The sequence below is a fragment of the Acinetobacter sp. LCT-H3 genome, assembly GCF_001866125.1.
GTDB classification, from domain to species: Bacteria; Pseudomonadota; Gammaproteobacteria; order Pseudomonadales; family Moraxellaceae; genus Acinetobacter; species Acinetobacter schindleri.
In genome coordinates this window covers 1-13,109 of the sequence record NZ_MODX01000042.1, presented here as the reverse complement: position 1 = coordinate 13,109, position 13,109 = coordinate 1, and the positions used below count along the sequence as shown (strand labels likewise).

Below are 13,109 nucleotides of genomic sequence, written 5' to 3'. Positions count from 1 at the left end.
TATGAAAGAGATCTATTATCATTAAATTCCATAATTCCGAATAATACTTTGGATCATAGAAAGTTATATCCATCTACATAAACTGATAAATATTTTTTTAATTCATTTTCTTCTAGATTATGATTTTCTTGTTCAATTTTTAAAAAAGTTTCACGAATTTCATTAAACTCAAAATAATTTTCGAATGATTTTAAAATCCGCTCATGCTCTGTCTTCTGCACACCTTCCACATCAATCAACAACTCTTCATACAGCTTTTCACCCGAACGAAGTCCTGTAAACTGAATTTCAATATCACCAATCCCGTGCTCATCTACAGGTCTAAAGCCACTCAAGCGAATCATCTGTTTGGCTAAATCTACAATTTTAACAGATTCACCCATATCCAATAAAAATACGTCACCACCTGTTCCCATTGCACCGGCTTGAATCACAAGCTGTGCTGCTTCAGGAATCGTCATAAAGTAACGAGTCACTTCAGGGTGGGTCACAGTCACTGGCCCACCTTGTGCAATTTGCTTTTTAAACAGTGGGACAACTGAACCAGATGAACCAAGGACATTACCAAAACGCACAATACTGATTTGTGTTTTTGGATGTGTTGAAGCTAAACCTTGGCAATACAGTTCTGCCATACGTTTTGATGCACCCATGACATTAGTTGGTCGAACTGCTTTATCGGTTGAAATCAGCACAAAGGTTTCAACACCCTGAGCAACAGCAGCATCTACACTACGCTGTGTGCCAATTGAGGTGTTATAGATCCCTTCGAATGGATTTACTTCGACCAAAGGTACATGTTTGTAGGCGGCGGCATGGTAAACCGTTTGCACCTGATAGTCTTTGAGAATACGTCCTAGTTTTTGCTGATTTGTGACTGTACCCAAAACCGGAATGACCTGCACACCAAAGTTTTGTAATTCCCGATCAATCGAGTAAAGAGCAAACTCAGACATTTCAAACAGCACCAGCATTTTTGGCTGATGCTTGACGATCTGACGACAGAGCTCAGAGCCAATCGAACCTCCTGCCCCAGTCACCATCACCACTTTATTTTTAATATTCTTTTCTAACAATTCGGGCTTTGGTGGTACAGGATCACGGCCAAGTAAATCAATAATATCCACTTCACGAATGTCAGACACTTTGACTTTACCATCGACCAGTTGCGTCACCCCTGGTAATTCCATGATTTTCACATCAGTGGCTTCAAAGGATTCAATAATTTCCTTTTTACGGGTACGACCCACCGATGGCATGGCAAGCAAAACTTCTTCAATGCCAAATTTACCGAGTTTTTTTTGCGCTTTTTTCGGTGAATAGATTTTTAAACCACTTAAGGATTGACCACGGAGTGATTTTTTATCATCAATAAAACACACTGGCAGATAATCATCGGAACGATTTAGAGCCGCTGAAATTTGCTGTCCTGCAAGCCCTGCACCATAAATCGCCACACGTTTACGAGTTTGTTTTTTGGCAAAAGTTTTTAAGGTCGCATAACGAATGGCTGCTCGACTCCACCACATGTATGAAAACAGCATAAAGCCATACATGAGCGGAATACTCATCGGAATAAACGCTATATCTAACTTTTTAATGGCATACAAAGCGACAATTTGAACGAATGTGCCAATTGAAATACGCAGTAAGTAATCTTCGTTAAATGAGCGCACAATGGCACGGTAAATCCCCAGCACAGTAAAAACCGATACGCCAAAAATCGCGACATAGATATACCAAGCCTCAAGCCCTTGCATCACCGTGACATTTGGACGTGCCAAACGAATGGCATAGGCAAGCCACATCATCAGTGGCAACATGCACACATCCATGGTCACCAAAACCACTTGTTTTTGGCGACGCGGCAAGGAGGCAATGGAACGAATAAAATCTTTCATTGAAGCTCGATTATATCTGCTGAAATAGCACGGCGTGATTATACGCTGTTTTCAGTTTGAATCTGCGTAATCACGCTTTGAATCGCATCGACGGTTTTTTGCAGGCTTTGTTCAGATAAAGTCGGATGAACCAAGAACATCAGGCTGCTTTCACCTAAAGCTTTTGCATTGGCTAAACGTGTTTCTGGACGCCACGGTGTCCCCTCAAAAGCTTTTTCTAAATACACTTCAGAACATGAACCACTAAAGCATGGCACAGCTTGCGCACTGATCTCTGCCATGATGCGATCACGTGACCATGCTTCAGGCAATGCATCAACATTCACTTGCACATAGCATTTATAGGCCGCATGTACGTAGTCAGCAGATGGTTTAGGCACTGTAAAATATGGACTATTTTCAAATTCCGCTTGAATACGTGCCATATGGGCATTACGTTTTGCCGTCCATTCAGGCATTTCTTTGAGTTGCAAACGACCAATCACCGCCTGCATTTCCATCATGCGCCAGTTGGTGCCAAATGAGTCATGCAACCAACGGAAACCCGGTGGGTGTTGTGTGTTGTAGACACTGTCAAAGTTTTTGCCATGGTCTTTGTATGACCACATTTTTTTCCAAAGATGCTCGTCATTGGTGGTGACCATCCCCCCTTCGCCGCCTGTGGTCATAATCTTGTCTTGGCAAAATGACCATGCACCAATATGCCCGATTGAACCTGCCGATTTACCTTTATACATCGCACCATGCGCTTGTGCGCAGTCTTCAATCACGAAGATGCCTTTTTCCTCAGCCAATTGCATGATCGGGTCCATATCACACATCCAACCTGCCAAATGCACACAAATAATGGCTTTGGTGTTTGGGGTCAGCACCGCTTCAATGGTACGGCGTGAGATATTTTGAGAATCCAGTTCGACATCGGCAAAAATAGGATTAGCACCTGCGGTGACAATCGAACTTGCTGAGGCTAAGAAGGTACGTGACGTGACAATCACATCATCGCCTGTACCCACACCTAAAGCTTTGAGGGCTAAATCCAGTGCCACCGTACCATTTGCCACCGCAACGGCATGTTTGGTTCCTGCAAACTGTGCAAAGTCCTTTTCAAATTCACGGCATTCCTGACCTGTCCAATAATTGACTTTATTGGACAAAAGGACTTTTGACACCGCATCGGCTTCTGCTTGGGTAAAGCTTGGCCAAGGCTCAAATGCACTGTTTAACATGGAATTTTCCCAGTCTAAAAATCGAGTTTAAAAAATTATTTTTGCGTCACAATACGGGCAGGATTTCCAACCACAGTAACGCCTGCAGGCACACTTTTGGTGACCACGGCGCCCATGCCGACAATTGCACCTTTACCAATTACTAAAGGCTGATCAGGGGTACCCTGCTTAATCATGGCACCTGAGCCAATATAGGCATGGTCGTGAATATGAATATTGCCGTTGCATTTTACGCCTGGCGCAAAGGTAACGAAATCCCCAATCACACAATCATGCTCCACATAGCTGTATAAATTGGCGTGAAAGCATTTCCCAATTTTAATATTGGAGGTAATGGTCACAAATGGGCTTAAAGCCGAACCTTCGCCTATTTGCACTTCATCCATGAAAATGACATTGTCGGCAGAAATCGACCAGAGCCCAATGCCATCTGCTTCTAAACGATGGGCAATTTTTTCTCGTACACGACTATTGGCAATCGCAATTTGCACGTATTTTGTCGATGCTGATTCATTTAAAAATGCTGAGTAATTCATGGCACGATGACCATTCACCAAGCCTATTTCTGTCAAGGCATCATCAATAAATACGATTTCAGCATCTTTGCTTTCACGTACTAATTGCTGACGCGCCACAGGCATTAAACTGCGCCCACAACCTGAAGCGCCATAAATCGCATAGAGTGTTGTCATTTTTTGTGTTCCGGTGAGCCGGTAAATTTTGTCATAGTTGCCTCGCCCTCGGCACTAATATCATCCTTGGCAATGACTTTTTTGATGGTTTTCAACATGATTTTAAAATCGAGCCAAAGCGATTGGTTTTCAACATACCAGGTATCGAGTTCGAATTTCTTTTCCCATGAAATGGCGTTACGACCATTCACTTGTGCATAACCAGTGATGCCCGGACGCACATTGTGGCGTTTGGCTTGCTCAGCATTATATAAAGGCAGATACTCCATCAGTAAGGGACGTGGTCCCACAATGCTCATATCGCCTTTAATCACGTTCCACAGTTCAGGCATTTCATCCAAACTGGTAGCACGGAGCATTTTACCAAATGGGGTGAGGCGCTCGCTGTCGGGTAATGGGTTGCCATCAGTATCCAAAGCATCTTTCATGGTACGGAACTTGATCATTTCAAATGGCTTGCCATGTAAGCCTGGACGCACCTGACGAAACAGCACTGGTGAACCTAAATTCTTTTTCACCTTATGTGCCACAATCAAATACACAGGTGACAGCAAAATTAAAGCGGTCAATGCAATCGTGATATCTAAAATGCGTTTGATCATGCCGAGATTCCCATTTCACCAAGCATGTGGGCATTCACCTGATGCACATCATATTTATTTAAGGCGATTTCACGTGAACGTTGCCCCATCAGCTCGATGAGTTTTGGATCTTCAATAAAATACTGCATGCTTTTTACCAAATCATCGACTGATTTTACTTCGACCAAATAGCCGTTTACACCATGGGATACCGTTTCACGACATCCTGGCGCATTGGTGGTAATCACAGCACGACCCATTGCCATGGCTTCTAACACCGTCCGTGGTGTACCTTCACGATAAGAGGGCAGGACATAGACTGAGCTTTGTGCAATTGCAGGACGCACATCACTAAGTTTACCCCAATATTTCAGGCGATCATCAGCCAACCACTCATCAATTTCTGCTTGGGCAATCGCAGCAGGATTGTCATCAATCCAACCGACCAAATGAAATTCTGCTTCTGGATATTGGGCTTTGATAATGCGTGCCGACTCAGCATATTCACGTACGCCCTTATCACCGAGTAATCGAGCAATCAGCAAGAAAGAGGCTTTAACCTGCCCCTTGGCATTTTTTGGTAAAGCCATGACATCAAAGTCTTGCACATTGACGCCTGATCCATTCACTACCACGGTCGGTTTATTGACTTCAAGCAAATGCATGTCTTGGAACAGTTTTAAATCATCAGGATTTTGGAAAAAGACTTTATCGCTATGTTTTAAGGCTTGAGCATATAAACCATACACCATTTTTTGGAACAGACTGCGCTTGCCCGATTCGACATTTTGAAAGGCATAACCCAGACCGGTAATTAAAGCAAAACGATGCGGCACTTTTGCAAGCCATGATGCGAGCGTACCGTAAATCACTGGTTTAATGGTGTAAGACAACACATAATCCGGCTGAATATGACGAATCTGCTGATACAAATTTTTAAGCAGTTTTAAATCCGCCAATGGATTGGTGCCGGTGCGTTGCATTGGAATTTCATGCAAGTGATAGCCGAATGCTTGTAGTTTTTGCAATTCTTCAGGAAAGCTTACAAACTCAGGTGCCATAATGTGAATTTCATAGCCGTGGGATGCAATCGCTTCCAATAATTTGCCACGAAAATTCAGCACTGACGGCAGAAAACTACTGATCATTAAAAATTTCATGCCTGTTGGCTCCACACCTGCATATATTGACGGCTGACGGTTTCAATACTGAAATTCTGCTCGACTCGTTTACGTGTCGCTTGTTTTAAGCCTTGTTTTTCTGCTGGTGATTTTTGTGTATAAGCCAAAATCGCTTCTGCCAATGCTTGGGCATTGCGCGGTGGAACAATGCGGCCTAAATCTTGCACAATGTATTTCGCATCACCGACATCGGTACTGATACAGGGCAAACCCGATGCCATGGCTTCGACCAACACATTTGGGAAACCTTCGGTAATAGAGGTCATCAAAAATGCATCAATGGATTGATAGAAGGCAGGCATATCTGAGATTTGATCCAATAGATGCACTTTTTTAGGATCTAATTGATATTGCTCAAATAAGGCTTTGACTTCTACGTTCTCTAAATTTGCACCGCTCCCTGCAATTTTAAAGATGATGTTTTCATCTTTCAGCAAGCCCATGGTTTCAAACAAATACGGATAACCTTTGGCAGTGTGATAACGCCCTGCAAAACCAATCACCGTTGGTTGGTTGAGCTGTAAATTCGGCTGAAATTTATCCAGAAATACGCCATTAGCAATCACATGCTGATGGGCATTTTGAAAACCAAAATCAGTATGTTGCTGTTTGGATGAATGCGCACAGTAAATAATGGCACTCGGTTGTTTCGAGAAAAATTTACTTAAACCGAGTGCAATTTTGGTACTTAGCGATTCCTCTTTGGGTGATGCCAGCGAATGATGAATCCCCCACACCACATTGGGTTTGCTTGCTAAACCAATGACACTCAGACTGGTCAACGCATTGGCGTGATACATCCAACATTGCACAGTTTTGGGTTGCAGTTGTTTGAGTAGTCCACGCAGTTTTTGAATCGTACTTAAGGTATTTAAACCATTCCACTGCAGTGCATAATGTGATTGGCAACGATCTAAAGTGCTTTGATAAACCTCAGACGTTAGCATCAAACTAATAATCACATGTTGATACTGATCTTCTGTATATTGAATCAAACGTGCCAGCATCATCTCAGCACCGCCAACCCCTGCAAAGTTGGTAATTACATGCACCATTAAAGGTTTGCTCATGATGCAGACTCCATCATGTTTAGGTACTGTTTCAGCACAGTGTGTTTATGGAACTGCTGAATATGCGTGTCGAAATCAGCATCTGAATATTGCATATAATCTGCAAAAATTGCTTGATGCATCGCTAGAGTCAGACCTGCCTGATCATTACAGTCAACCAATAAGCCAAACTTAGCATGGTCTAAAATTTCCATAGGACCACTTGGGCAATCGGTACTCACGACTTTCACTTTAGATGCCAAGGCTTGAATCAGGACACCCGGCAAGCCTTCCCAGTTCGAGCTTAAAACAAACAACGAGGCATATTTAAAATAGGCATAAGGATTGGCATCAAAGCCCGGTAAATCCACCACATCGTTTAAACCCAATTCCGTAATTAAGGCTTCAAACTCAGTACGAAGTTCGCCCTCACCTAAAATAATCAGGCGTGTATCTGCATGCTGATCGTGTAAGGCTTTAAAGGAACGAATCAAAAAGCCAAAGTTCTTGGCTTCGGTCAAACGCCCAACGGCTAAAATAACTTTGTTACTGTCATTAAAAAAATTATGCGTAACAGGAGCTTTCAGCTTTTCAAAATAAGCATCGTCCAATACTGGGTTATAAATGGTACTGAGATTATTGGATTTATAGCGGTAATATTCTCGAAAATCTGCTTCCACACCTTTAGACACACAGACCACTTGCTGTGCCATCGGATACGTCCAATTGACCAAGGTTTTTAGTACAAACTTGGCAATACCTTGCAATTTCATATTTTTCGACGGCGTAGATACTTCACGGAAAATCAACCGTGTATGAACGCCTGCCAACTTTTTGGCAATGCCTGCAACAATATTGGTATGAGTTTGTGTCGCAACAAGACAATTATATTGTTCGGCTTTCATTTTTATTTTTAATGGCGTGATGCTATTCATCACCCGACCACAATTAAAATTGATTAACTCAATTTTAGGGCTGACTTCAGGCAACAGTTTGGCTTTATCACCATATAGATCGCACACGCCCACATGAATCTTCAGCCCTTGTTCAGCAAAGCTGTTTGCCAGTTGAATGACCGTACGTTCTGCACCGCCACCGCCCAAGCTTGGCAAAAAGAACATGACTTTATTCAACATAATTAGACCTAAATAACATGAAATGGAAAAATATTAGTTTGAGTTTTTTGAGGCTTGAATCGCCATAGCACGTTCCACACGCTCACCGTAATCAGGGATGCCAACCAAATCGCTATCACTGGCACAGGTGCTTTGAATTTTGGCTTGATAATCAGCAAAGCTTGAGACCACTTTGGCAGGCACACCAATCGCCACGCTATGATCAGGAATGTCTTTGGTCACCACCGAACCTGCGCCAATCACCACATTCGAACCAATGGTGACACCCGGCATAATAATCGTATTTACTCCAATAAACACATGTGAGCCAACTTGAATTGGCGCAAAGCGTTGATAGCGTTTGCCTTGATCATCTTTAACCAAACAGGTACTGCCATCATGAGTAATAAACTTCACGCCTGAGGTGACCGTGACATGATCGCCAATGGTGACTAAAAACGGTTCTGAGCCCCAATTTTTAGTATAGATTCGGCAGTTTTCACCCACTTTGACGCCCTTTTTACGTGCATATGCCACACTGCCTTTGGCCATAAAATACGCCAGATCAAACAACTGTCGAAAAACAGAAACAATCAATGCCATATGCATGACCTATGTTAGATTCTAAAAAGGAAGAAAAATCGCTAAATATTTTACGCTGAAAATGCGCTTGAAGATATGCGTGTCAAAGTCACATGAAACTTGTTTTAAAGTGCTTTGATTTTCTTGACGGGGCTACCCACATACACCCCAGCAGCATCCAATGGTTTAGACACTAAACTACAGGCACCAATCACACTATTGCTTGGAATGCTGACACCATCCAAAACTGTCACACGTGCGCCAAGCCAAATGTTTTCACCAAGGCTCACACCCAGTTTGGTAATCGCATCTTTGACTAAAAAATCAGGCTCACCAAACCTATGATTACTCGCAATAATAATACTTTGTGTGCCAATACGGGTGTTATCACCAATGCTCACACCCCCACAGCCATTAATATACGACTTGGAATTGATACTGACATCTTTGCCAATTAAAACCTTGCCACCAAAGCATTTGATATAGCAGTTTTCACCAATAAAACTGTTGTCGGCAATCTCAAGCACCGCGCCATTTTCAACAATTAAGCTAACATGATCACCAATATAGACATTGTTACCGATCTTGACTTGTCCACGAATATCCACCGTACAGCCTTTACCGAAATAGCGAAATTTAGTGCCAAAAGCGAGGTTATAAAATTGCTGACGACATTGCGCAGTGAACCAATTCATCAGTTTTAATAGTTTAAAAAACATCAGTTTTTGTTTCTCCACACCACCAATAAAATGGCAAAGTTATAGATGATCAGCGCCACAGGCACTGCCAATAGCATATAAATTTTATCTTTAAATAAAACATATAAGCCTGCAAATAATGCGAACTTAATGATCATTTCTACAATTTGCAATTTAAATAAAACGTGGCTATTGCGCTTAGCAATCAAAAAAGCAGAGCTGGGTGGATTACAAAAAATCGCCCAATAGCCCAAAGCTAAAATTTGAAAATAGGTTGAAATGCCGACCCATTCACGACCAAAAATCCATAAATAAACAGATTCAGGCAGAATAAAAAATACAGCAAATAAAGGCAGTGAAACCAGACTAAGCAGCACACTCGCCTTTAAGGCATTTTGATTTGAATTCGTGGTTTTAAATTGACGAATAAAGAATTGACGCAAGGTTTGCGAAATCAGATTAATTGGTACACGCAAAGTCCGTTCGACAATGGCATAGAAACCCATTGCCTGTACACCCACAAAATGCGACACCACATAATACGGCAAGTTATGCGAAAAACTATTCAGCAAAGCATGTGGTGTATTGGCATAGATGAAATCTTTGTAATTTTCAAATGCCTGCCAGCTGACTTGATACAGTTGATGTTTCAATACATAAATTAACACCGCCACAATCATAATGATCGAACTGACGTTATAGCTATTGACCAAGTTGATTTGCATGATGAGTGGCAAAGACAGTTGAACCGCCACGACGATTGCACTTCTAAAAATATTTAAGCCTGCACAGAAATATTCTTTATGCGCGGAAAATTGATAATTATACAGACTTTGAATCAGCGTATTGGCAAGTACGCCAGTCGCCACGGCACAACCCATTTCAATATTGAAAAGAAAGCTGATGACGATGCCACTAACAATAGCAATAACAGTTGAGAATACAACCCCTTCAAAAATCAGGCTTTTTTTATCCTGTTCCTCAGCAACCAATAAGGCTTGATCAAGGCGTAAATTTGCAACCGTCGATAAAACACTGACAATCGCTAAAGCAATACCATAAGCACCAAAGTCTGCAACCGAATACAGGCGTGTTAAAACAGGAAGTGCGATAAATGTCATTATCGCACCTGCCAGTAAACTTAAGGTAATCAGCCCAATTGACTGATACTTTGCGAACAGTTTCGCAATCATCTGTTCAAGATCATTTTAAGTTGTTCACGTACCAACGCATCGCCAATTGAATGCCTTCGGCAATTTTAAACTCAGGCGCATAACCTAAATGCTCTTGAATTTTGGCAATACTCGCTTGTGAATGTCGTACATCGCCAGCACGGAAATCACGGTACACCGGATCACGCTCAAACTGCACATCATTTTCCGCAAGTGCAGATTGAATGGCACGATATAACTCATTCAATGTGGTACGGTCACCGACTGCGACGTTATAGACCTGATTTTTAGCCTCGTCCGATGCCGTTGCCGCCAAAATATTGGCTTGCACGGTGTTGTCGATAAAGCAGAAGTCACGACTGGTTTCACCATCACCATTGATAAAAACATCTTCGCCAGCAATCATGGATGCCGTCCATTTTGGAATCACCGCTGCATAAGCACCATTTGGATCTTGGCGTTTACCAAACACGTTAAAGTAACGCAGACCTATGGCTTTAAAACCGTAGCTACGTGCAAATACATCGGCATATAGCTCATTGACATATTTCGTTACCGCATACGGTGACAATGGGTTACCAATGTTTTCTTCCACTTTTGGCAATGCAGGGTGATCGCCATAGGTTGAACTACTGGCCGCATAAGTAAAGCTTGCCACGCCGGCATCACGCGCCGCAGTCAGCATATTTAAAAAACCGCTGATATTGGTGTCATTGGTGGTAATCGGGTCGGCAATTGAGCGTGGTACCGAACCCAGCGCTGCTTCATGCAGAACATAATCCACACCTGCACAGGCTTTTTGGCAGTCTGCAAACTGACGAATATCACCTTCAATAAAACTGAATTTCGCCCATTGTTCTGCTGTCACAGAAGCTTGTACTTCATCTAAGTTATATTGATGACCGGTGGCAAAGTTATCTAAACCCACTACGGTTTGATTTAGCTTAAGCAAAGTTTCTAAAAGGTTCGAGCCAATAAAGCCTGCAACACCTGTGACCAGCCATGTTTTCGGCTCGGTTTGAAGTTGCTTACATACCTGTTGATATTGATTCATGGGGTATGTCCTATTATAAACGAAGGTCAGATTCAGACTGACTCAATACATATTTAAGGTCATATAACACATGATTAGCCTTGCCGAGTCCGCGAATCGCTTCAACATCCATCGCCTTAAACTGATCATGTGCAACTGCCAAAATCACAGCGTCATATTGACCGTTTTCAAGTGTTTGAACTGGGGTAATCCCATATTCATGCTCTGCTTCTGATGCATCCACCCATGGATCATAGACATCGGCTTGAATATGATATTCCTGAAGCTCATGCACGATATCGATGATTTTGGTATTACGAATGTCTGGGCAGTTTTCTTTAAAACTTAAGCCCAATACCAAAACTTTTGCACCTTCGACCTGAATCTTTTTCTTGATCATGCCTTTGACCAATTGAGTCACGACATAAGCACCCATGCCATCATTTAAGCGACGCCCAGCTAAAATAATTTCAGGATGGTAACCAATCGACTGCGCTTTATGGGTTAAGTAGTACGGATCGACCCCGATACAGTGACCACCCACAAGACCAGGACGAAATGGCAAGAAGTTCCATTTCGTCCCTGCAGCTTGGAGTACTGCTTCTGTATCAATATCCATTTTATTAAAGATCACGGCAAGCTCATTGATCAGCGCAATATTGACATCACGTTGTGTGTTTTCAATGACCTTGGCCGCTTCAGCCACTTTAATGCTTGGCGCTTTGTGCGTGCCTGCTTCAATGATCAGGTTATAGACTTCATCGACAAAGTCAGCAACTTTAGGCGTTGAACCTGAGGTAATTTTAAGAATATTGGTGACACGGTGCAGTTTATCACCTGGATTAATGCGCTCAGGGCTATAGCCTGCAAAGAAGTCTTGGTTAAATTTCAAACCTGACACTTCCTCTAATACAGGAATACAGGTTTCTTCTGTCGCCCCCGGATAAACCGTCGATTCGTAAACGACCACATCATCTTTTGAAAGAACCTGACCGATACTTTGCGATGCTTTAATTAATGGCGTGAGATCAGGCTGTTTAAACTCATCAATTGGCGTTGGAACCGTCACAATAAAGAAATTACAGTCTTTTAAATCATTTAGTTCTGCACTATAGGTCAACTGAGTTGCCTGTGCTAATTCTTCTGGGGAGACCTCTAAGGTATGGTCTCTACCTGATCGCAGTTCATCAATACGTTTTTGATGAATATCAAAGCCCACGACAGGTACTTTTTTACCAAATTCAACAGCTAGCGGTAAACCGACGTAACCTAATCCGATAATGGCAATTTTTAAATCATCAAATACCTGCATCTCTATGCCTTACTTATATTTTGTGACATCACAAAATCATATTTTCAAAGTCAAATACTATATCAAAAAATACAAAAAATATTTTTTAAATCTTTTATAGCAATATTCAAAATATCCCTCTATCCCTACCACTCGCTTCCTCAAATCAAGCTTCTTTGACTAGATTCAATGAAAAGATAAGGATTAAATCTATCCATTTTATGCTTATTGCGTTTTTTTGGTAATATCCTGAAAACTAGCATATTACAGTTTAACCGACACCACACTTTGCCTTATATGATGACCTATGATCAATAATTCTAATACTGAAGATACAATTGACTTAAAAGAACTTTTCTTCTCACTTCTATCTGAATGGAAATTAATTTTTTTATGTATAGGTATTAGCTTATTCATGGCTTTACTCTATTTACGTATTACACCAAATACTTATCAGGCTGAAGCACTTCTACAAGTACAAGCTTCTCCTCAAAGTAACATGGATCAGAATCAGTTTACTCAATCACAGATTGAAATCTTAAAATCTAATCTTTTAACAGAAAAAGTTATTAGACCTCTTTCATAAAT

12 protein-coding genes and 1 pseudogene are annotated in these 13,109 nt (G+C 41.7%); 1 reads left to right on the top strand and 12 read right to left on the bottom strand.

What is annotated here, in order from left to right; genetic code table 11:
- Positions 1 to 53 precede the first annotated feature (53 nt).
- The 12 genes from BK820_RS14125 to tviB form a co-directional block, all read right to left on the bottom strand.
- The gene (locus BK820_RS14125; RefSeq protein WP_071321274.1) at positions 54 to 1,901 is read right to left on the bottom strand and encodes a polysaccharide biosynthesis protein; all 1,848 of its coding nucleotides are present in this window, start codon (positions 1,899 to 1,901) and stop codon (positions 54 to 56) included.
- 38 nt (positions 1,902 to 1,939) lie between these two features.
- Positions 1,940 to 3,127: a DegT/DnrJ/EryC1/StrS family aminotransferase gene (locus BK820_RS14120; RefSeq protein WP_071321273.1), complete on the bottom strand. Its 1,188-nt coding sequence runs from the start codon at positions 3,125 to 3,127 to the stop codon at positions 1,940 to 1,942.
- Positions 3,128 to 3,162: 35 nt separating this feature from the next.
- Positions 3,163 to 3,819, bottom strand: a complete 657-nt coding sequence (locus tag BK820_RS14115; RefSeq protein ID WP_071321272.1) for a NeuD/PglB/VioB family sugar acetyltransferase — start codon at positions 3,817 to 3,819, stop codon at positions 3,163 to 3,165.
- Positions 3,816 to 4,421 carry a sugar transferase gene (locus BK820_RS14110; protein ID WP_071321271.1) on the bottom strand — a complete coding sequence of 202 codons (606 nt, stop codon included), beginning with the start codon at positions 4,419 to 4,421 and terminating at the stop codon, positions 3,816 to 3,818. Before BK820_RS14110 ends, BK820_RS14115 begins: the two co-directional genes overlap by 4 nt.
- Positions 4,418 to 5,560, bottom strand: a complete 1,143-nt coding sequence (locus BK820_RS14105; RefSeq protein WP_071321270.1) for a glycosyltransferase family 4 protein — start codon at positions 5,558 to 5,560, stop codon at positions 4,418 to 4,420. Before BK820_RS14105 ends, BK820_RS14110 begins: the two co-directional genes overlap by 4 nt.
- On the bottom strand, positions 5,557 to 6,651 hold the full coding sequence (locus BK820_RS14100) for a glycosyltransferase (RefSeq protein ID WP_071321269.1): 1,095 nt from the start codon (positions 6,649 to 6,651) through the stop codon (positions 5,557 to 5,559). The genes BK820_RS14105 and BK820_RS14100 overlap by 4 nt, the downstream gene beginning before the upstream one ends.
- Positions 6,648 to 7,766 (bottom strand): glycosyltransferase, encoded by a 1,119-nt coding sequence (locus BK820_RS14095; RefSeq protein WP_071321268.1) that lies wholly within the window; start codon positions 7,764 to 7,766, stop codon positions 6,648 to 6,650. The genes BK820_RS14100 and BK820_RS14095 overlap by 4 nt, the downstream gene beginning before the upstream one ends.
- A gap of 33 nt (positions 7,767 to 7,799) precedes the next feature.
- Entirely contained in the window at positions 7,800 to 8,348 is a 549-nt protein-coding gene (locus tag BK820_RS14090; protein ID WP_071321267.1) for an acyltransferase, read from the bottom strand.
- Positions 8,349 to 8,452: 104 nt separating this feature from the next.
- Positions 8,453 to 9,046, bottom strand: coding sequence for an acyltransferase (locus BK820_RS14085; protein WP_071321266.1), 594 nt, complete (start codon positions 9,044 to 9,046; stop codon positions 8,453 to 8,455).
- On the bottom strand, positions 9,046 to 10,218 hold the full coding sequence (locus tag BK820_RS14080; protein WP_071321265.1) for a lipopolysaccharide biosynthesis protein: 1,173 nt from the start codon (positions 10,216 to 10,218) through the stop codon (positions 9,046 to 9,048). Before BK820_RS14080 ends, BK820_RS14085 begins: the two co-directional genes overlap by 1 nt.
- Positions 10,219 to 10,228: 10 nt before the next feature.
- Positions 10,229 to 11,251 carry an NAD-dependent epimerase/dehydratase family protein gene (locus BK820_RS14075; RefSeq protein ID WP_071321264.1) on the bottom strand — a complete coding sequence of 341 codons (1,023 nt, stop codon included), beginning with the start codon at positions 11,249 to 11,251 and terminating at the stop codon, positions 10,229 to 10,231.
- A gap of 13 nt (positions 11,252 to 11,264) precedes the next feature.
- On the bottom strand, positions 11,265 to 12,542 hold the full coding sequence (tviB, locus tag BK820_RS14070; protein WP_071321263.1) for a Vi polysaccharide biosynthesis UDP-N-acetylglucosamine C-6 dehydrogenase TviB: 1,278 nt from the start codon (positions 12,540 to 12,542) through the stop codon (positions 11,265 to 11,267).
- 286 nt (positions 12,543 to 12,828) lie between these two features.
- Between tviB and BK820_RS14065 the strand changes: the two are divergent.
- Positions 12,829 to 13,101 (top strand): annotated as a pseudogene (locus BK820_RS14065) (Wzz/FepE/Etk N-terminal domain-containing protein); the annotation flags it as partial.
- Between the last annotated feature and the right edge of the window lie 8 nt (positions 13,102 to 13,109).